The following is a 20,370-nucleotide window of genomic DNA, read 5'->3' on the forward strand; positions in this document are numbered from 1 at the left end:
GTCTGGTCCTCCGAAGTGCCGGGTATTGTGCGGGCACGCCCCCCTGCTTCCAAGTGTGTGACGCATGCTAGATTGCGCGGGCGTGAATTCCCTAAGACTGCGATTCCAGAACCGAGAACATGCCGACCTGGCGCTGAGCCCGGGCGTGCATGCCATTGGCTACGACAGCCAGGGCGCGCTGCGTCCGGGTTCCATCGATGCTGCCCTGGTGCAGTTCTGCGTGGACCGCCGCGGCGTCTGGCTGCAGGTGCGCGAAGGCGCGCGCGGCCTCCACGTCAACGGGCGCCCGGTGCGGCGGATGGCGATGCTCCGGGTCGGCGACGCGATCTTTGTCGACGGTATCGAACTGTTGCTGCTGGCGGCCGACCCGCTGCCGGCGCCGGTCGACTACGGATTCTCCGGCGGCGCCGACACGCGCATGCTGCTGCGCGGCGTGGGCGGCCCGCACCACGGCCGCAGCTTCACCCTCGACCGGCCGCGCACCGTCGGCCGCGCCGGCGAGAGCGACATCCGCATCAACGAAGCCTCCTTCGTCGATCGCCATGCCCGCCTGGAGGCGCATGCCGACGGCGTGGTGCTGCGCGACCTGGGCTCGGTGGAAGGCAGCATCGTCAACGGCCGGCCGGTGCGCCATGCGCTGCTGCAGCCGGGCGACCAGGTGGTGTTCGGCAACCAGCACCGGTTTGTCGTCGAGGCCCCGGTGCAGCGCATCGCCGGCGTCGATGCGTCCGCGCCGGCACTGACGCGGCCGGCACCGGTCGAGGAGCCGCGGGCGCCGTCGACGTTGCCGCAGTCGGTGCGGCGCATGCCGTGGCTGCTGCTGGCGGCGCTGCTGATCGCGGCCGCGCTCAGCCTGCTGTTGCTGTACGGCGCGCGTTGATCGACCGCAGCTTCTTCCACGCACGCCAGCCCAGCAACACCGCCAGGATGCCGGCGTACAGCGCCGGTTCGCGGATGTCGGATTTCACCAGCCACCAGAAGTGCAGCACCGCCAGCACGGCGATGACGTAGACCAGCTGGTGCAGGCGGGCCCAGTTGCGGCCAAGCCTGCGGATCGCCGCCTGGGTCGAGGTGATCGCCAATGGCAGCAGCAACAGCCACGCGGCGAAGCCGACGGTGATGTAGGGGCGCTTGACGATCTCCTCGAAGATCTGCGTCCAGTAGCCGCGCAGGTCGAGTACCAGGTAGGCGGTCAGGTGCAGCGTCGCGTAGGCGAAGACATACAGCCCCAGCATGCGGCGGTAGCGCAGCAGCGCCGGCTGGTTGGTGAGTTGCCGCAGCGGCGTGATCGCCAGGGTGATCATGAGAAATCGCAGCGCCCACAGGCCGAGCCGGTGCTCGATCGCCGCCACCGGGTCGGCGCCCAGGCCCCCGCTGCCGGTGAGGAACTCGTCGCGGATCTGCCAGGCCAGGATCGCCGCCGGCGTCAACGCCAGCAGGTGCACCACGGTCTTGCTGGCGAACAGGGCCCGCGGGCCGGGTCGCCACACCTTCATGCCAGCCACGTCGTCAGAACCACTTCTTCAGGTCGAGGCCGGTGTACATGCCGGCCACCTGGTCGGCATAGCCGTTGAACAGGCGCGTCGGGATGCGCTCGGCGAAGAGCTTGCTGGTGGTGCCGGCGATGCGACGCTCGCTCTTCTGGCTCCAGCGCGGATGGTCGACGTTCGGATTGACGTTGGAGAAGAAGCCGTACTCGTTGGGTTGCAGCTCGTGCCAGGCGGTTTCCGGCATCTTCTCGACGAAGTCGATGGCGACGATCGACTTGATCGACTTGAAGCCGTATTTCCACGGCGTCACCAGTCGCAGCGGCGCGCCGTTCTGCTGCAACAGCGGTTTGCCGTAGATGCCGGTGGCCAACAGGGACAGCGGGTTCATGGCTTCGTCGATGCGCAGCCCTTCCCGGTACGGCCAGTCGATCGAGCGGTAGGCGACGCCCGGCATCTGCTTGGGGTCGGCCAGGGTGGTGAAGGCGACGAACTTGGCCTGTGAGGTCGGTTCGAATCGCTTGAGCACCGCCGCCAGCGGCACGCCCAGCCACGGGATCACCATCGACCAGCCCTCGACGCAGCGCAGGCGGTAGACGCGCTCTTCGGGAGTGAGGCCCTTGATCAGGTCGTCGAGCGAGACTGTGCCGGGTTTGGCGCAATGGCCGCCGACGGCGACCGACCACGGACGCGTGCGCAGCGTTCGCGCCGCCTGCGAGGGGTCCGCTTTGCCGGTGCCGAACTCGTAGAAGTTGTTGTAGGTGGTGATGTCTTCGAACCGCGTCAGCGGCTCGTCGGTGCGAAAACCCGAGCGCGCCTGCGCCGGCGTGACCGCCGTTTTCGGCGGCGGCGGAGGCTCGGCCCCGGAGCAGCCGGGCAGGGCCAGCGCCGGCGCCGCGGCGAACGCCGCGAGGAACTGCCGTCGCCCGCGATAAACCGATTCGTCGGTGATTTGCGATGAGGGGATCTTCAGTGCGTCACGCAGCGACATGTCCAGCTCCGGATGTTGCGTCGGTGCGCCAGGGGGAGCGCGCCGTCCACTGACTATAGAGGGCGCGATCGAGGGAAAAGTTGCGCGGGTAACCATGAATCCGTTGGCTGTTGCAGTGCGGCATACTTGCCTGCCCAGCCCCACCATCCCTTTCCTGACTGGAGCGTTCATGTCCCGCGCCTTCAATTTCGCCGCCGGCCCCGCAACCCTGCCCGAGCCGGTGCTGCGACAGGCCCAGGAGGAACTGATGGATTGGCACGGGGTAGGGGCTTCGATCGTCGAGCTCAGCCACCGCGGCCCCGAGTTCATGAGGGTCGCGGCCCAGGCCGAAGCCGACCTGCGCCGCCTGGTCTCGATTCCGGACGACTACGCGGTGTTGTTCCTGCAGGGCGGGGCGACGGTGCAGCAGGCGCTGATGGCGCTCAACTTCACCGCGCCGGGCCAGCGCGTCGACTACGTGGTCACCGGCCACTGGGGCAAGACCGCGCTGAAGCAGGTGCGGCCGTACTGCGACGTCAACGTGGCCGCCGACGGCGAGCCGGGCGGGTTCCGCGACATTCCTGCCCGCGAGACGTGGAACCTTTCCCCCGACGCGGCCTACGTCCACTACACCGCCAACGAAACCATCCACGGCGTCGAGTTCCACGACATTCCCGACGTCGGCGAGGTCCCGCTGTTTGCCGACTTCAGCTCCTCGATCGCGTCCGAGCCGCTGGATGTGTCCCGCTTCGGGCTGATCTACGGCGGCGCGCAGAAGAACCTGGGCCCGGTCGGAGTCGCGGTGGTGATCGTCCGTCGCGACCTGATGGAGCGTGCCGGCCAGCCGCGCGCCGAAATCCTCGACTACCGCGCCCACCTCAAGGGCGACTCGATGCTCAACACGCCGCCGACCTGGAACTGGTACCTGGCCGGGCTGGTGTTCAAGTGGATGCTGGCCGAAGGCGGCGTGGAAGAGTTCGCCCGCCGCAACGCCCGCAAGGCTGGGTGGTTGTATGACGTGATTGACCACTCCGGTGGCTTCTATCGCAATGAAGTGGCGGTGGCGGCGCGCTCGCGCATGAACGTTCCGTTCTTCCTGCACGATCCCTCGCTGGACGCTGCCTTCCTCGAGCAGGCCGCGCAGAACGGAATGATTTCGCTCAAGGGCCATCGCGTGCTCGGCGGCATGCGTGCGTCGATCTACAACGCGATGCCGGAAGCGGGCGTGCAGGCGCTGGCATCGTTCATGCGCGATTTCCAGCAGCGCAACGGCTGACGAATGAGCCCCTCTCCCGCTTGCGGGAGAGGGGTAGGGGTGAGGGCCCGTTCGCCCTCATCCGGCCCTTCGGGCCACCTTCTCCCGCAAGCGGGAGAAGGGATCAATTGGCAATTGAGGCACACATCGAAATGAGCAGCGGCAAGAAGACCCCGGCGAAGGCCGCGGCAAAGAAGGCGCCGGTCAAGGCCAAGTCCGCGACCGGCAAGACCACGAAGGCCGCGGGCACGGAGGGGCAGGCAGCGCCGATACCGCCCGATCTGCTCGCCCTGCGCGAGCGCATCGACGGCATCGACCGCCACATCCAGCAGCTGATTGCCGAGCGTGCGCAGTTCGCCAACCAGGTCGGCAAGGCCAAGGGCAAGCTGGCCGCGGCCGTCGATTACTACCGCCCCGAGCGCGAAGCGCAGGTGCTGCGCCGCGTGGTCGATCGCAACGATGGCCCGCTCAACGATGAAGTGCTGGTGCGTCTGTTCCGCGAGATCATGTCGGCCTGCCTGGCGCAGCAGGAGCCATTGAAGATCGGTTACCTCGGCCCGGAAGGCACGCATTCGCAGCAGGCGGTGTACAAGCACTTCGGCCATTCGATCCATGGCCTGCCATTGGGCAGCATCGAAGAGGTGTTCCAGGAAGTGGAGGCCGGCCATGCCGACTTTGGCGTGGTGCCGGTGGAGAATTCCACCCAGGGCACGATCCAGTCGACGCTCGACATGTTCCTGACCTCGAAGCTGAAGATCTGCGGCGAAGTCGAGCTGCGGGTGCACCAGCACCTGCTGTCGCGCAGCGGCCGCATCGAGGACATCGAGCGCGTCTACTCGCACCCGCAGTCGTTCGCCCAGTGCAAGGCCTGGCTGCGCCAGTACCTGCCCAAGGCGGAGAAGATCGCGGTGGGCAGCAACGCCGAGGCCGCGCGCCGCGCGCGAAGCGCCGACGACGCTGCCGCCATCGCCGGCATCAGTGCGGCCAACGTCTATGGCCTCAAGTCCATCGCCGGGCCGATCGAGGACCGGCCAGACAACACCACGCGCTTCCTCGTGCTCGGTCGCGAGCTGTTCCCGACCTCGGGCAACGACCGCACGTCGCTGCTGGTGTTCATCAAGGACCAGCCCGGTGCCCTGCATCACGTGCTGGCGCCGTTCGCCAGGCACGGCCTGAGCATGAACCGCATCGAGTCCCGTCCCGGTCACACCGGTCTGTGGCAGTACGCGTTCTTCATCGATGTCGGTGGTCACGTCGACGACGAGGCGATGCGCCGCGCGCTGGGCGAGCTGGATGAGTACGCGCAGGAAGTGAAGGTGCTGGGTTCCTACCCGGTGGCGATCGCATGAGCCAGGCGGTCGGCCGCGAAGAGCGCGTATTCGATGAGGCCTGGTTTGCATCGCGCGCCAGCGTGGGCGTGCAGCGGCTGCGCGCCTACGATCCAGGCCATGACCTGGTGGCGATGCGCAAGCGCTTTGGCGAAGCCAACCTGGTCGAGCTGGGCTCCAACGAGAATCCGTACGGCCCATCGCCGGCCGCGCGCGAAGCCATCGTCGACCAGCTCCAGGCGCTGCACCGTTATCCCGACCCGTTGGGCGCCGATCTCAAGCGCGCACTTGCGGCCAGGCATGGTGTCGACACCGCCCGGATCCTGTTGGGCAACGGCTCGCATGAGCTGCTGATGCAACTGGGCCAGGTGTTCGCCGGCCCTGGCGATGAAGTCGTCTGCTCGCGGTATGGCTTTGCCGTGTTCGCACTGGCCACGCAGGCGGCTGGCGCCACCTTGCGGATGGTCGATGCGCTGCCCGGCGACGACGCCACGATGCCACTGGGGCATGACCTCGACGCGATCGCCAAGTCCATTTCGGCCAGGACCAGACTGGTTTTCCTGGCCAATCCGAACAACCCGACCGGCACGTGGTTCGGCCGGCAGGCACTGGCCGCATTCCTGGCGCAGGTGCCCGATGAAGTCATCGTGGTCATGGACGAGGCGTACGCCGAGATGGCCGATGCCGAAGCCGATGCCGCCAGCGCATTGCCGCTGCTCGGCGCGCATCCGAACCTGGTTCTGACGCGCACCTTCAGCAAGGCCTATGGGCTGGCCGGCCTGCGCGTGGGTTACCTGATCGGCGCGCCGGGGCTGGTCGCGGTGATGGAACGCCTGCGCGAGAGCTTCAACGTCAACGGACCGGCGCTGGCGGCCTGCGAAGCGGCGCTGGGCGATGAAGCGCACCTGCAGTGGGCCTGCGCGCGCAATGCCGAGCAGCGCGCGGCGCTGGCGGCGCAACTGGGCCAGCGTGGCCTGCGCGTGTATCCCTCGCAGACGAATTTCCTGCTGGTCGAGTTCGGTCCGCGCACCGCGCAGATCGAGGCCGACCTGGTGGCGCGCGGCGTAGTCCTGCGGCCGATGGGCGGCTACGGATTGCCGCAGTGCCTGCGGATCACCGTCGGCACGGCCGACGAGAACCGTCGCCTGCTGGCGGCACTGGACGAGGTGCTGGCATGAGCGCCGGATCCGATGCGACGCGACAGGACTGGATCGCCCATGCCGGGCAGCCACTGCGCGGCAGCATCCGCGTTCCCGGCGACAAGTCGGTCTCGCACCGGGCGATCATGCTCGCCGCGCTGGCCGAAGGCACGACCCGCATCAGCGGCTTCCTCGAAGGCGAGGACACGCGGGCCACGGCGCGCGTGTTCGAGCAGCTCGGCGTGCGAATCGAGACCCCCAGCGCCAGCGAGCGCATCGTCCACGGCGTCGGCCTGCATGGCCTGCGCGGCAGCGATGCCGTACTCGACTGCGGCAACGCAGGCACCGGCATGCGCCTGCTGGCCGGCGTGCTGGCGGGACAGGCATTCGACAGCGTCCTGGTCGGCGATGCCTCCCTGTCGAAACGGCCGATGCGCCGCGTGATCGACCCGCTGGCGAAGATGGGCGCGGTGATCGGATCGGACGCCGGCGGTTTGCCACCGCTGCGGATCCGTGGCGCCGCGCCGCTGCACGGCATCGACTACACGCTGCCGGTCGCCAGCGCCCAGGTGAAGTCGGCGCTACTGCTGGCCGGCCTGTACGCGGACGGCGAAACGATCGTGCACGAGCCACACCCGACGCGCGACTACACCGAGCGCATGCTGGCCGCGTTCGGTTGGCCGATCGAGTTCTCGCCGGGATATGCACGCCTGCAGGGCGGTCACCGCCTGCAGGCTGCGGATGTCGCGGTGCCCGCCGATTTTTCCTCGGCGGCATTCTTCCTGGTGGCCGCCAGCATCATTCCCGGCTCGGAGCTTCGCCTGGAGGCCGTCGGCATGAACCCGCGCCGTACCGGCCTGCTGACCGCGCTGCGCCGCATGGGCGCGGACATCCGCGCGGAGAACGCCCGCCAGCAGGGCGGCGAACCGGTCGCCGACCTGGTCGTCCGGCACGCGCCGCTGCATGGCATCGAGGTGGCCGGCGACCTGGCACCGGACATGATCGACGAGTTTCCGGCGCTGTTCGTGGCGGCCGCGTGCGCGCAGGGCACTACCACGATCCGCGATGCCGCCGAACTGCGGGTCAAGGAGTCCGATCGCATCGCCACCATGGCGCAGGGCCTGCGCGCGCTGGGCATCGAGGTGGAGGAACACCCCGACGGTGCGACCATCGTGCCCGGGCCGATCGGGCCGGGCACGGTCGACAGCCACGGTGACCACCGGATCGCCATGAGCTTTGCCGTGGCCGCGCAGCGGGCCCTGGGCGAGGTCCGGATCCTCGACGTGGCCAACGTGGCGACCTCGTTTCCGGGCTTCGACACCCTCGCCGCCGATGCGGGCATCTGGCTGGCCGGGGCGCACTGAATTAGACTCGGGCATGTCTCGTCCGTGCCCCCCGAATCGACGCTAGTGTCCCACCAGACTTTTGACACGGACATGCCTGGCCGCCATGGCGGCAGGTCGCAACCCATGCCCCCGCTGACCGAGGTCGATGTGACCGCGCGCCTGTTGCGGGTCGCCTTGTGCAGCCTGGGATTCCTGGCGTTCTTCGCCATGACCGATTTCGACCTGTACATGCGGCCGGAATTCGGCGCGGGGATGGCGCTGGTGGCGATGTTCTTCGCCGGACGCACACCGTGGCGCGAGCTGGTGGCGCTGCCGGTAGTGCGCTTGCTTGGGGTGTTCATCGCCTTCCTGATCGTGCACTCGCTCTATGCGACCTGGATCGTTCCGCAGATCGATTACTCCGACCAGTTGTCCACCGCCGCCAAGCTGGTGCGCCTGGGTGTGTTCGCCTGCGTGGTCGGCTGGTGGCTTTCGGTGTGCCCGCGAGCGATCCCGGGGTTGCTGGGGTTGATGGTCCTGGGTCTGCTCGTGGCCGTGCTGTACCACATGCCGTGGCATGCGCTGCCGGCGATCTGGGAAGGCGAGGTGCGGCCCCGTTTCGGCATTCCCGAGAACCTGAGCGGACAACTTGCCGCCGTTGGCGGCTGGCTGGCGCTGTGCCTGCTGATCGGCATCTGGCGCGACCACCCCCGCGGTCGCCGCCGCAACTGGCTGCTTGCCGTGGGGTTTGCCGCCTACGCCGGAAGTTTCTGCGTGCTGCTGTTTTCGCAGTCCCGCGGGGCCTGGCTGGCCTTCCTGTCGGCCACGCCGCTGGCAATCATTGGCTACTGGCTGACCCGACGCCCGCGCGGGATCCGGACGCTGCCCTGGCAGCCGATCTTGCTGGGGGCGCTGATATCGGTTCTGCTCGCCCTGGGTGCCCGCGACATCTTCGCGATCCGTTTTGCCGGGGCCGAGCGGATGTTGCCCGCAGCCGAGGAGGCGGCGGGGGTGGTTGCGCCTGCCAATCCTGCGAAGGCCGTCGATCCGCGGCCTGTCAGCCACGCCCCGTCCAAGGTATCGAGCCATGCGTCGCCGCCAGCCGTCGCGGAGTCACGCGGGCCAACCGGCCCGGCGGCAGAGGCCGATGTCACTTCGACCATCGACACGACCATCCCCGGCAACAAGGCGATCGGCATTCGCGTACGCCTTTACGAACTGGGCATGGAAAAGTTCAAGGAGCGCCCGTTGCTTGGCTGGGGCCTGGACTCCACGCCGGCGCTGATCGAATCGGCGCACCTGGATCTCGCCGGCGAGCGCCATGTCCACCTGCACAACTCGTACCTCGATGCGCTGGTCGGCATGGGCCTGGTCGGCTCGCTGCTGCTGCTGACCCTGTTCGTGCTGGTGATGCGCGAACTGGTCCTGGCCTGGCGCAGCGGCATCATCTCCACCGCCAGCTTCTGGGCGCTGGCCGGGTGCGTGGGCATCGTGCTGGTGGCCAATTCCTTCGATTCGCTGCTGTGGCGATTCGAGTACGCACGTGCGCCGCAGGAGCTCCTGTTCGGCTGCTGCATCGCCTACGCGTTGATCCGCCGTCGCAACGCCAACGCCTGAGGCGAGCGTTGACCGGCGCTTGAGGCAAGCGTTGACCGGGTCAACGCTGGGCGTCGAACCTGATCGGAACGATGACTGATCCGCCGACCGGCTGGCCATTGCTCATGGCAGGACGGAAGCGCCAGCGGCGCACCGCATCGACGGCAGCGCGATCGAGATAGCGCGAGCCGCTGCTGCCATCGACGCTGACCTGTGCCGGCACGCCGTCGGGACCGATCTCGACCCGCACGTTGACCGTGCCGCTTTCGCCCCGGCGCAGTGCCTGTGCCGGATAGCGGGGTGATGGCGTCTGTCCGGGAACGGGTTCCGGGCGGCTGGTCGCCACTGCAGTGGGCGCCGGGACCGGTCGCGGCAGGGCCGGAGGCGGTGCCGGTGGGTGGGTCTCCACCAGTCGGGGTTGTTCGTCGCCTTCGGCAATATCTCCGCTCGACGGCTTGGCCAAGCGGCTGGCGCCGTCGGTTCCGGCAGCGGGCAAGGGAGCGGGCAGGGGAGCGTATTGCGGTGATGTGGCCGTCGGCAGTGTCGCCCCACCACGTTCGGTCCCACCGTCGCGACCCAGCCCGAGCACCAGGGCGAACAGCAGCAGACCCGCGACGAATGCCATCAGCACCCACAACAGCGAGCGCCGGGCAGGCAACCAGTCGGACAGGGAGGTCAGCAGGGAGCGTGGCGTGGAAGGGTGTGGTGTCGCAGGAGCGGATAGGGACATGGGCCGTCCGTCTGGGTTTCTCTGCCGATTCTGACGAGCCTGGCGTTAATGATTCGGCAACCGGTCGCGGTGGGAGGCGGTTACACGCGATAATCGCGACCTCGATCACCCCACGCCCCTGACAATGCTCGATCCGAACCTGTTGCGCCAAAACCCCGCCGAACTCGCGCAGCGCTTGCGCCAGAGCCGGGGCTACGACCTCGACGCCAGTGCGGTGGAAGCGCTGGAAGCCGAGCGCAAGCAGATCCAGATCCGCACCCAGGAGCTGCAGAACCTGCGCAATACCCGCTCCAAGGCGATCGGAATGGCCAAGGCCAAGGGCGAAGACGTCGCGCCGCTGATGGCCGAGGTCGCCGGATTCGGCGACGAGCTCAAGGCCAGCGAGGCGCGCCTGGAAACCATCCGCGGCGAGATCGAGGCCATCGCCCTGACGATCCCCAACCTGCCGCACGAGTCGGTGCCCGCCGGCCAGGACGAAAGCCACAACGTCGAGCAGCACCGCTGGGGCACGCCGCGCTCGTTCGATTTCGCGGTAAAGGACCACGTCGAACTGGGCGCGCGCAATGGCTGGCTCGACGGCGACACCGCCGCCAAGCTCAGCGGCGCGCGCTTCACCGTGCTGCGTGGCCAGCTTGCGCGACTGCACCGGGCCCTGGCGCAGTTCATGCTCGACCTGCACACCAACGAGCACGGTTACCAGGAAACGAGCGTGCCGTTGCTGGTCAACGCCGACAGCATGCGCGGCACCGGCCAGCTGCCGAAGTTCGAAGACGACCTGTTCGCCACGTCGGTCGGCGACGGCGAGACCGCACACAAGCGCTACCTGATCCCGACCTCGGAAGTGCCGCTGACCAACATCGTGCGCGACGAGATCGTCGAGGCCGATGCCATGCCGCTGCGCATGACCGCGCACTCGATGTGCTTCCGCGCCGAAGCCGGCAGCCACGGTCGTGACACCCGCGGCATGATCCGCCAGCACCAGTTCGAGAAGGTCGAGCTGGTCACCATCACGCAGCCGGAAGAGAGCTACGCCGAGCACGACCGCATGACGCGCTGCGCCGAGGTGGTGCTGGAGAAGCTCGGCCTGCCGTACCGCCGCGTGCTGCTGTGCACGGGCGACATGGGGTTTGCCGCGACCAAGACCTATGACCTCGAAGTCTGGCTGCCTTCGCAGGACACCTACCGCGAGATTTCTTCCTGCTCCAACTGCGAGTCCTTCCAGGCGCGGCGCATGCAGGCGCGCTGGCGCAACCCGGCGACGGGCAAACCGGAGCTGGTGCATACCCTCAACGGTTCGGGCGTGGCCGTCGGCCGCGCGCTGATCGCGGTGATGGAGAACTACCAGAACGAGGACGGTTCGATCACCGTGCCCGAAGTCCTGCGCCCGTACATGGGCGGCCAGGACCGCATCGCTTAGAAAATCACGGCCGGCAATGGCGGGCCGCAGCCAAAAAAGGTTCTTCTCCCCTTTGCGTGGTGCTTGTCGTCCCCGGCGGCCCTCACCCCAACCCCTCTCCCGCAAGCGGGAGAGGGGCTTTATGTCGTCATCCCCGCGAAGGCGGGGACCCAGCGTCGTTGCTCCAATGCCCGTCATTCCCGCGAAGGCGGGAACCCATGGACGTTGCTCCACCGAATCTCGCCAACACGCGTCAGGAACGCGGAGCTCCGCACCCAAGCGGGTTTGAAACCACCTCCTCCCCGCGGCCCGCACGCCCTCACCCCAACCCCTCTCCGCAAGCGGGAGAGGGGCTCTACAAGCCATCTCCCTCATTTGGGAGAAGAACCAAAAAAAAACGGGCCCGCAATGCGGGCCCGTCGCGTTCCCGCGGCCCAAGCGGGGAGGGATGGGCCGGGAACGCCTGGTCAGACAGCCTGAATCAGGGAAGGGGAGTCCCCGGGGTTATCAGGCGGCCTGTGCCTGAGGCGAACGGATGGACGCATGGGCAGCGGCCAGCGCGTCGGTGCGGTGCTGGTCCGAGTAGGCGACGCCTTCGGCACGGACGATCTCCAGCTCGGTCACGCCGAGGAAGCCGAACACATGGCGCAGGTACGATTCCTGGAAGTCGGCCGGGCTGACATCGCCATAGATGCCGCCGCGACCGCTGGCAATGATCACGCGCTTGCCACCCGCCAGGCCCTCGGGGCCGGCCTCGGTGTAGCGGAAGGTGCGGCCGGCGACGGCGACCCGGTCGATCCACGCCTTCAGCGTCGAGGGGATGCTGAAGTTGTAAAACGGGGTGCCAATCACCACTACATCGGCATCGAGGAACTGCTGGATCACGGCTTCGCCGGCATCGGCTTCAGCCTGGTCGACCTTGGCCAGGGCGCGGCCGGTCAGGTGCGGGATCGGGTCGGCGTCCAGATCGCGGTACTCGACCGTCAGGTCGGCGTGCGATTCCTGCCAGCGCTTGACGATCGCCGCGCTGATCTCGCGGGTGATGGAATTGGCGCCGAGGGCGCTGGAGTCGAGATGGAGCAGTTTCATGACGGGCCTCTGCAGCAGATTCGGCGGGGGTGCCGGGTTGGACGCCAATCTAGGCCGTTGCTTATTTGGGATAAAGCTGGTCAACTACCACTAACTGTTCTGGAATTGGAATTATCGCCATGCAGGACCTGAACGACCTCTACTACTTCGCCATGGTGGTCGAGCACGGCGGCTTTGCCGCCGCCGAGCGCGCGCTGGGGATTCCCAAATCGCGCCTGAGCCGACGCATCAGCCAGCTCGAGACGGACCTGGGTGTCCGCCTGCTGCAGCGTTCCACCCGCCGATTCGCCGTCACCGATGTCGGCAACAGCGTTTACCGCCATGCGCAGTCGATGCTGGCCGAAGCCCAGGCCGCACACGAAGTGGTCGATCGCCTGAGCGCCGAGCCGCGCGGCGTCATCCGCGTCAGCGTGCCCGTTGGAATGGCCCAGCAGCAGATGCCCAAGCTGCTGCCGGAATTCCTCGCACGCTTCCCGCAGGTGCGGGTGCAGTTGTTGGTCAGCAACCGCCGCGTCGACATCATCAATGAGGGCATCGACGTCGCCCTGCGCGTTCGCGCCAAGCTAGACGACGACGGCAGCCTGGTGATGCGCAGCTTCGGCCAGATCCAGGAACTGCTGGTCGCCAGCCCCGACTACCTGCGGCGCATGGGCCGGCCGAAGAATCCGGACGAACTGGGCGACCACGTCACCCTCAGCATGAGCGAGGACGACGCGCGCCAGCGCTGGGAACTGCACGGACCCGATGGCGACGTGCGCCGGGTCGAATTGAAGCCGCGCGTGATGGGCTTCGACTTCCCGATGCTGATGTCGCTGGCCCAGCAGGGCGTGGGCATCACGTTGCTGCCTGAAACCGTCTGCGCCGAAGCGGTCCGCCGCGGTGAGCTGGAAGTGGTGCTGCCGAACTGGCGTTTGCCGCAGGGCATCTTCCACGCTGTGTTCGCCTCGCGCCGCGGCCTGCTGCCGGCGGTGCGGGTGTTCATCGATTTCATCGCCGAGAAGGCCCCGGGCCTGGTGGAATCCGCACGTCTCCAGTGCAAGGAGATCAAGGGCATGTCATGCCCGGAGGACGCCAGCCACCCGGTGCCGGCGCCGGAGATCCGGGTTCCCACGCAGGCCTAGTCGCGCAGGCTCACGCATGCAGGCTTGAGAGCCTGCCCGGGTGCTATGCGACAATGCGCGGCCCGCCAGGCGGGTCGGCAGCGTCATGCAATCGGAGAGATGGCCGAGTGGTTTAAGGCAGCGGTCTTGAAAACCGCCGTGGTAGCAATACCACCGTGGGTTCGAATCCCACTCTCTCCGCCATGTTTCCTTGTAATTCAATAACTTGCGTGTATTCTCCAAGTGAACCGAACAGATTACGCATGCCCAGTGTGCAGCCGAACGTGGCATTGCCAACAGGCGCGTAGCTGACCCGGAAGTCCAGCAGCTCGCGCCGGAAAATCTTCGTCACTGGCAGGGTGTCTGGCATGTGCAGCGCGCCGGTGTGCATCGACGCCTGCAGACGGCTCACGAGGTCCAGCTTAGGGACGCTGTTGCCGCTGCCGCCTCGGAAGGTGATTGTGATCGGCAGAAGAGGCGGCCGCTGTGCTCGAGATCTTACGTACGTACGTGAAGTAGCCCTACAAACGCCTCCGGGCACCCGACTGCATGCTTGACCGGCTCTGCAAACCACTAATCGTGTTACGCACCGGCTGGTTCGTGCTGCTCGTGCTGGGCGTGATGGTTCGTCCAGTGCTCAACCTGGTCGGCGAGATGCATGCAACCGAGCACGCATTACTGGCGAGCGTTGGGGATCACGCCCACGAGCACGAAGACAAGGACGAGGCCGAGGCCGGGCACCATCACCATGACGGTGACGAAGGCGATAACCACGGCCCCGATTCCGACTCGAACCACACAAGTGGCCCACACGGCTTGATGCACCAGACCGACGCGAACACCACAGCCGCGTTTTGGGAGGCGTGGAGCGCTCCTGTGACGCTGCCGCATGATTCAATGCAGCCCGCGGCAGTTGCCCCTCCGATAGCGGCCCAGCGCCTCACATCCCCATTCCGACCTCCGATCGCCTGATGCGACCGGCCGCCTCATGGCGGCTCCAATCGCTTCGCTAGTCGATCATCCGGAGGTTCTTCCGTGAACTTGCGCTTTCTGCTGGTCCCTGGCCTTGGCCGGGACCTGTGGTGCCGTGCCGAGCGGCGCGCATTGCGGCTGCCTCGAACGAAAATATGAGGGGAACACCATGGAGAACGAGTTTACCTCGACAGCCAACAAGCTGCGTCGAATCGCGCGGGAGAGTGCAGAGCTGCCTGGGCTGCGCATACTGGCCAAGCCACTCTACAAGTGGATGTACAGCCGCCCTGACCACAACGGCAACGCCTACTACGGAGTCTTCGACTCACGCGCCCAGGCGCTGGCTGCGGCACCTGCAATGCCGACGACATACGACCAGCCTTCTGCCGGCAACATGTACCTGGACCGACACCGGCGCATCAACTGTAGTGATTACCCAATGGTGTACTGGCTGTCGAGGCTGCTCAGCGAGGACCTGCATCGCTTGTTCGACCTGGGCGGCCATATCGGAGTCAGCTACTACGGCTTCCGCAATTACATACACTATCCGCAGTCGCTGCAATGGCGCGTGCACGACGTGCCCGCGGTAGTGGATGCGGGTCGTGCCTGGGCGTCACAGCACGACCCCGATGGCATGCTGAACTTCGCCGACAACCCCGAGGCAGCAAGCGGCCACGATGTGCTGATTTCCTGCGGTGCGCTGCAGTATCTCGATTACACCTTGCCCGAACTACTGGCGCTTCTGCCCAACCCGCCGCCTCACGTGCTGGTAAACCGCACACCTATTCACCCCAAGCGCGGTTACATCACCCTGCAGAAGATCGGCATAGCCGTACTTCCCTACCGGGTCATGGCTAAGCCGGAATTCCTGGATGCGATGGAAGCACTCGGTTACGAGGTGATGGATCATTGGAGGTCGAGTGAGCGGAACCTGGAGGTTCCATTCGAGCCGGACAGCACGATCGACCATTACTCCGGGTTCTATTTCAAGCGCGCCTGAGCCGCCATCGGCCCTCGATTGCGCGACCTTATGGGAGCGGCCTGCTGACCATCATGGCCAGCAGCCGCCCCCTCGTTCGTCGCAACAGGCAAGGCATCCTCAAATGAACCGTCTAGACCGCTGAGGTTTTGACCCGACGTGGTTGGGAATCGCTTGACCGAAAGAGTACGCGACGAGCCAGGTTTTCAGAAGAGCCGGCAAATTGCGGGATTTTTTGTTTTTTCGGCAAGCAAGCCGGCACCTTCACACAAGGCAGACGCCATCTGACAACAATCCATGGACCGCTCTCCTCAGCCCGACTTGAGCGGCTGCCCCACCCGGAGATCGTCATGGCCCCCAAGAAAGCCCCCGCGAAGAGCGGACGAAGCTCGTCCAAAGCCGCATCCTCCAGCAAGCCCAACATCCTGGTCATCTTCGGCGATGACATCGGCATTCCGCAGATCAGCGCCTACACGCGCGGTCTGATGGGCTACCAGACGCCCAACATCGACCGCATCGCCAACGAAGGTGCGCTGTTCACCGACTCCTACGGGCAGCAGAGCTGCACCGCCGGACGCGCCTCCTTCATCCTCGGCCAGGAGCCGTTCCGGACCGGCCTTCTCACCATCGGCATGCCTGGCGATCCGCACGGAATCACCGACTGGATGCCCACCATTGCCGATGTGATGAAGAGCCAGGGCTATGCGACCGGCCAGTTCGGCAAGAATCATCTCGGCGATCAGGACCAGCACCTGCCGACAAACCATGGCTTCGATGAGTTCTTCGGCAACCTCTACCACCTGAATGCCGAAGAAGAGCCCGAAGGCTACTTCTATCCCAAGGATCCGGCGTTCAAGAAGAAGTTCGGGCCGCGCGGCGTGATCCACTCACACGCTGGCGGGAAGATCGAGGACACCGGCCCGCTGAACATCAAGCGGATGCCGACGGTCGACGAGGAGTTCCTCGGTGCCGCGCAGAAATTCATCAAGAGGAGCGTCAAGGACGAAAAGCCCTTCTTCGTGTGGTTCAACACCACCCGCATGCATGTCTTCACCCACCTGAAGAAGGAATCACTGGGCAAGACGGGCAAGGGCATGCACGCCGACGGTATGGTCGAACACGACGGCCACGTCGGCGAGCTGCTGAACCTGCTGGATGAGCTGGGCATCGACGACAACACCATCGTCGTCTACACGACCGATAACGGCGCAGAGATCGCGTTGTGGCCGGACGGCGCGATGACGATGTTCCGCGGCGAGAAGGGGTCAACCTGGGAAGGCGGCTTCCGCATCCCGATGGCGATCCGCTGGCCGGGCGTGATCCAGCCGGGCACTGTCATCAATGACCCGATCTCATTGCTCGACATGTTCCCCACGCTGTGCGCGGCGGCGGGTGTGCCGGACATCAAGGAGCAACTGGCCAAGGGCACGACGCTCGGCAAGAAGAAGTTCAAGGTGAAGCTGGATGGATTCAACTTCATGCCTTTCTTCCAGGGCAAGGAGAAGAAAGGACCGCGCGACGCGATCTTCTATTTCGACCAGGGCGGCAACCTCAATGCCTTGCGTTTCCAGGACTGGAAGCTGAGTTTCGCCGTGCAGGCGCATGGAAACATCGCCACCGGTTCGCGCACCGTGACCAACTGGGCGACGATCTGCAACCTGCGCATGGATCCGTACGAGCGCGGCTTGGAAGACGGCGGAGGCGCGCTGGATTTCCTGGCCAGGCAGATGTGGCTGATCGTCCCGGTAATGGGTGCGATCAAGGCGTTCTTCTCCGACTTCATGGACTACCCATACCAGGCCGGCAGCGGGCTTAACGCGGGCGCGATCAACTATGGGCTGTTGAAGCAGGAGGATGCGGTGAAGCGTTTGAAGAAGCTCGAGTCCCTGCATCCCAACTGAGGTGGGTCGACGGTCCCGGGCGCACATGGCGTCCGGGACAGGCTGAGGGCATCAACGACCCTTTGGCAGCTCGCTGCGCGAGCGCAGATCCTTGCGCCATGCCCGCGGCGCCATGCCGAACTCGGCAGAGAACCAGCGCGTGAACGAGCTGGGTGCGGAGAATCCCAATAGCCGCCCGACCACCTGCAGCGAGTAATTCCGGTTCTCCATGTAGCGAACCGCCAGGTCGGTGCGGACCGAATTGAGGATGTCGGAGAAGGTCGCGTTGGCTTCCTCCAGCCGGCGCTGCAACGTGCGCACGTTCATGCCGCGGCCGTGCGCAACCTGCTCGATGGTGGCCTGGCCCATCGGCATCAGGATGTAGAGATCCTTGCGTACGTCGGTGGTGATGGAGTTCTTGTCGGGGGTCGGCAGCGACTCCACCAGGCGTTTGACGTAGACGGCCATGGCCGGGTCGGCCGACGGGTTGCGATAGGTCAGGTCGGCGGCGTCGCAGACGATGCCGTTGAACTCGCGGTCGAACTCGGTGGCACAGCGGAAGACGCGACGGTGGACCAGCAGGTTCTCCGGCGGGCCGTGGGTGAAGTGCACGCTGTGTGGCTTCCAGTGCGGACCAAGCAGGAATCCGCACAGGCGGTATAGCGCACCGAGCGCCAGTTCGATGGCCTGGCGCGAGGTCGGGCCCGGACCGGGCACGAACTCCTCGCGGATCACCACCGTGCGGCCTCGTTCCTCGACATGGATTGCCAGCAGCTCGTTGAGCAGGTGGCGGTACTTCATGGTCGTCATGAGGGCATCGCGCAGGGTCGGCTGGTGGATCAGCAACAGGCTGACCACGCCGAAGTCCGACAGCTGCCGCGACTCGGCCATGCGCAGGCCAAACGTGTCGCAGCCGGTCTGGCGGGCGGAATCCTCCAGCAGCTTGACTGCAGCGGCGGCGGGGATGCGCCGTTCGGGGTCGGACAGCATGGTCCGGCTCAGCCCGGCCGTGCGCAGCAGCGGCTGCGGATTGAGGCCGAGTTGCTGCGCCACTTCGAAATAGTTCTTCAGCGTGGCGGCACGGATGAGGCTGCTCATGAACCGGTTCCAGGGCGCGGGCGCATTGTCATGATATGAGAAATCGGTGTCGCCGTTTGGAAAGAATTGCGCCCCTCCGCCTGCCTATAGTCGAAGCCGTCTACCCCCTTGTGGGGTGCCCCGATTCATAGTTGAGAGGTTGCAGAAAACTGCCATGGCCCATGCTGTTCGATTCCACCAGGCCGGCGGCCCCGAGGTCCTGCGCTACGAGTCCGTCGCCGTCGGCGAGCCGGGCCCTGGCCAGGTGCGGCTGCGCCACATCGCGGTCGGACTGAACTACGCCGATACCTATTTCCGTAACGGCACCTATGTAATCCCGCTTCCGGCAGGCATCGGTGTCGAGGCTGCGGGCGTGGTCGAGGCGGTGGGCCCCGATGTCGACCAGGTCGGCGTCGGCGACCGCGTCACCTATACCGGCTTCATCAACACGCTGGGTGCCTACAGTACCGAGCGCCTGGTCCCGGCGGCGCCGCTGATCAAGTTGCCCGAGGCCATCGCCTGCGAGACGGCCGCTGCCATGACCATGCGCGGCCTGACTGCGGCCTACCTGATGCGCCGCATCCATCCGTTCCAGGCCGGCGACTGGATCCTGCTGCATGCCGCTGCCGGCGGTGTCGGTCTGATCGTCGCGCAATGGGCGCGACTGCTGGGGCTGAACGTGATCGGCACGGTATCGACGGAAGCCAAGGCCGAGATCGCGCGTGCGCACGGTTGTGATCACGTCATCAACTACAGCCATGAGGACGTCGCCAGGCGCGTGCGCGAGCTGACCGGCGGCGCAGGCGTGTCGGTGGTGTTCGACAGCGTCGGCAAGACCACGTTCGAGGCCTCGATCGATTCGCTCAAGCGCCGTGGCCTGTTGGTCTGCGTCGGCACCGCGTCGGGACCGATCCCGCCGTTCAACCCGCAAATGCTGGCGATCAAGGGTTCGCTCTACATGACCCGCCCGGCGCTCGCCGACTACATCGCCGATCCTGTCGAGAAGGCTGAGCTGGCCGCCGAGCTGTTCGACCATGTCGCGGCAGGTCGAATCCGCATCGGCATCAACCAGCGCTATGCCCTGCACGACGCGGTGCAGGCCCATCGCGACCTGGAGTCGCGCAAGACCACCGGCTCGTCGATCTTCGTGATCTGAGGAAGGCCGACATGCGCGCCGAACTGCTGACCTGCGCCATCGGTGCCGAACTGGTCGGCGTCGACCTGGCCGATGCCATCCACGACGATGGCCTGTTCCAGGAACTGCACCGCTTGCTGGTCCGGCACAAGGTGTTGTTCCTGCGTGACCAGGACATCACCCGTGCCGAGCACGTCGCCTTCGCGCGGCGCTTCGGCGAGCTGGAGGATCACCCGGTCGCCGGCAGCGATCCCGAGCACCCGGGCCTGGTGCGCATCTACAAATCGCCCGAACAGCCCAACGAGCGCTACGAGAATGCCTGGCACAGTGACGCGACGTGGCGCGTGGCGCCGCCGTTCGGCTGCGTGCTGCGCTGCGTGGAATGCCCGCCGGCGGGCGGCGACACGATGTGGGCGAACATGGTGCTGGCCTACGAGAAGCTGCCCGCGCACATCAAGCAGCAGATCGACGGCCTGCGGGCCCGGCACAGCATCGAAGCGACCTTCGGCGCGGCCATGCCGATCGAAAAGCGCCTCGCCCTGAAGCAGCAGTTTCCCGACGCCGAGCATCCGGTGGTGAGGATCCATCCGGACACCGGCGAGAAGATCCTGTTCGTCAACGCCTTCACCACGCACTTCACCAACTTCCACACGCCCGACAACGTGCGCTATGGGCAGGATTACACGGCCGGCTCGCAGCAACTGCTGCAGTACCTGATCAGCCAGGCCCATGTTCCCGAGTACCAGGTGCGCTGGCGCTGGACGCCCGACAGCATCGCCATCTGGGACAACCGCAGCACCCAGCATTACGCAGTGATGGATTACCCGCCGTGCCATCGAAAGATGGAGCGCGCGGGAATCATCGGCGACGTTCCCTGCTGACCCGGCAATTCCATCCGGCACTGCCAATCCG

The 20,370-nt window shown here is 66.3% G+C and carries 18 protein-coding genes and 1 tRNA gene; 14 read left to right on the top strand and 5 right to left on the bottom strand.

From position 1 onward, the window contains the following. The first annotated feature begins 82 nt into the window (after nucleotides 1-82). A complete protein-coding gene (locus tag AC3A3X_RS05445) occupies nucleotides 83-880 on the top strand; it encodes an FHA domain-containing protein (RefSeq protein WP_487582026.1) in 798 nt (265 codons plus the stop codon). On the opposite strand, the gene msrQ is transcribed toward AC3A3X_RS05445, so the two are convergent. Continuing rightward, a complete protein-coding gene (msrQ, locus tag AC3A3X_RS05450; RefSeq protein WP_487582027.1) occupies nucleotides 849-1,496 on the bottom strand; it encodes a protein-methionine-sulfoxide reductase heme-binding subunit MsrQ in 648 nt (215 codons plus the stop codon). The two genes, AC3A3X_RS05445 and msrQ, sit on opposite strands and share 32 nt — an antisense overlap. 13 nt (nucleotides 1,497-1,509) lie before the next feature. Further along, on the bottom strand, nucleotides 1,510-2,478 hold the full coding sequence (gene msrP / locus AC3A3X_RS05455) for a protein-methionine-sulfoxide reductase catalytic subunit MsrP (RefSeq protein WP_487582028.1): 969 nt from the start codon (nucleotides 2,476-2,478) through the stop codon (nucleotides 1,510-1,512). Between the two features lie 169 nt (nucleotides 2,479-2,647). On the opposite strand from msrP, the gene serC reads away from it, so the two are divergent. The 5 genes from serC to AC3A3X_RS05480 all read left to right on the top strand — a co-directional run bounded on the left by serC (nucleotide 2,648) and on the right by AC3A3X_RS05480 (nucleotide 9,121). Then, nucleotides 2,648-3,733: a 3-phosphoserine/phosphohydroxythreonine transaminase gene (gene serC / locus AC3A3X_RS05460; RefSeq protein WP_487582029.1), complete on the top strand. Its 1,086-nt coding sequence runs from the start codon at nucleotides 2,648-2,650 to the stop codon at nucleotides 3,731-3,733. Nucleotides 3,734-3,864: 131 nt separating this feature from the next. After that, nucleotides 3,865-5,061, top strand: a complete 1,197-nt coding sequence (gene pheA / locus AC3A3X_RS05465; protein WP_487582030.1) for a prephenate dehydratase — start codon at nucleotides 3,865-3,867, stop codon at nucleotides 5,059-5,061. After that, nucleotides 5,058-6,218 (top strand): histidinol-phosphate transaminase, encoded by a 1,161-nt coding sequence (gene hisC, locus AC3A3X_RS05470; RefSeq protein ID WP_487582031.1) that lies wholly within the window; start codon nucleotides 5,058-5,060, stop codon nucleotides 6,216-6,218. Before pheA ends, hisC begins: the two co-directional genes overlap by 4 nt. Then, nucleotides 6,215-7,543 carry a 3-phosphoshikimate 1-carboxyvinyltransferase gene (aroA, locus tag AC3A3X_RS05475; protein WP_487582032.1) on the top strand — a complete coding sequence of 443 codons (1,329 nt, stop codon included), beginning with the start codon at nucleotides 6,215-6,217 and terminating at the stop codon, nucleotides 7,541-7,543. The genes hisC and aroA overlap by 4 nt, the downstream gene beginning before the upstream one ends. Before the next feature lie 105 nt (nucleotides 7,544-7,648). Further along, complete coding sequence (locus AC3A3X_RS05480; RefSeq protein ID WP_487582033.1) at nucleotides 7,649-9,121, top strand: O-antigen ligase family protein; 1,473 nt, start codon at nucleotides 7,649-7,651, stop codon at nucleotides 9,119-9,121. A gap of 40 nt (nucleotides 9,122-9,161) precedes the next feature. Here AC3A3X_RS05480 and AC3A3X_RS05485 read toward each other — a convergent pair whose 3' ends face one another. Beyond that, nucleotides 9,162-9,830: an energy transducer TonB gene (locus tag AC3A3X_RS05485; RefSeq protein WP_487582034.1), complete on the bottom strand. Its 669-nt coding sequence runs from the start codon at nucleotides 9,828-9,830 to the stop codon at nucleotides 9,162-9,164. 124 nt (nucleotides 9,831-9,954) lie between these two features. Here AC3A3X_RS05485 and serS point away from each other — a divergent pair, with 124 nt between their 5' ends. Then, nucleotides 9,955-11,247 (top strand): serine--tRNA ligase, encoded by a 1,293-nt coding sequence (serS, locus tag AC3A3X_RS05490; RefSeq protein ID WP_487582035.1) that lies wholly within the window; start codon nucleotides 9,955-9,957, stop codon nucleotides 11,245-11,247. A 486-nt stretch (nucleotides 11,248-11,733) separates the two neighbouring features. Here serS and AC3A3X_RS05495 read toward each other — a convergent pair whose 3' ends face one another. Then, nucleotides 11,734-12,315: an FMN-dependent NADH-azoreductase gene (locus tag AC3A3X_RS05495; RefSeq protein ID WP_487582036.1), complete on the bottom strand. Its 582-nt coding sequence runs from the start codon at nucleotides 12,313-12,315 to the stop codon at nucleotides 11,734-11,736. 104 nt (nucleotides 12,316-12,419) lie between these two features. On the opposite strand from AC3A3X_RS05495, the gene AC3A3X_RS05500 reads away from it, so the two are divergent. From AC3A3X_RS05500 to AC3A3X_RS05520, 5 genes are all read left to right on the top strand, one after another. Further along, nucleotides 12,420-13,436, top strand: coding sequence for a LysR family transcriptional regulator (locus tag AC3A3X_RS05500; protein WP_487582195.1), 1,017 nt, complete (start codon nucleotides 12,420-12,422; stop codon nucleotides 13,434-13,436). Nucleotides 13,437-13,529: 93 nt separating this feature from the next. After that, nucleotides 13,530-13,619 (top strand) — tRNA-Ser (locus tag AC3A3X_RS05505). A gap of 345 nt (nucleotides 13,620-13,964) precedes the next feature. Continuing rightward, nucleotides 13,965-14,387, top strand: coding sequence for a hypothetical protein (locus AC3A3X_RS05510; RefSeq protein ID WP_487582037.1), 423 nt, complete (start codon nucleotides 13,965-13,967; stop codon nucleotides 14,385-14,387). Between the two features lie 169 nt (nucleotides 14,388-14,556). Then, the gene (locus AC3A3X_RS05515) at nucleotides 14,557-15,387 is read left to right on the top strand and encodes a methyltransferase, TIGR04325 family (protein WP_487582038.1); all 831 of its coding nucleotides are present in this window, start codon (nucleotides 14,557-14,559) and stop codon (nucleotides 15,385-15,387) included. A 128-nt stretch (nucleotides 15,388-15,515) separates the two neighbouring features. Then, a complete protein-coding gene (locus tag AC3A3X_RS05520; RefSeq protein WP_487582039.1) occupies nucleotides 15,516-17,267 on the top strand; it encodes an arylsulfatase in 1,752 nt (583 codons plus the stop codon). 51 nt (nucleotides 17,268-17,318) lie between these two features. On the opposite strand, the gene AC3A3X_RS05525 is transcribed toward AC3A3X_RS05520, so the two are convergent. Continuing rightward, nucleotides 17,319-18,344, bottom strand: a complete 1,026-nt coding sequence (locus tag AC3A3X_RS05525) for an AraC family transcriptional regulator (RefSeq protein WP_487582040.1) — start codon at nucleotides 18,342-18,344, stop codon at nucleotides 17,319-17,321. 154 nt (nucleotides 18,345-18,498) lie between these two features. Between AC3A3X_RS05525 and AC3A3X_RS05530 the strand changes: the two genes are divergently transcribed. After that, nucleotides 18,499-19,479 carry a quinone oxidoreductase family protein gene (locus AC3A3X_RS05530; RefSeq protein ID WP_487582041.1) on the top strand — a complete coding sequence of 327 codons (981 nt, stop codon included), beginning with the start codon at nucleotides 18,499-18,501 and terminating at the stop codon, nucleotides 19,477-19,479. 11 nt (nucleotides 19,480-19,490) lie between these two features. Continuing rightward, entirely contained in the window at nucleotides 19,491-20,339 is an 849-nt protein-coding gene (locus AC3A3X_RS05535) for a TauD/TfdA dioxygenase family protein (protein ID WP_487582042.1), read from the top strand. Nucleotides 20,340-20,370: the final 31 nt, after the last annotated feature.

The organism is Lysobacter sp. Soil_N_23 (assembly GCF_057656135.1).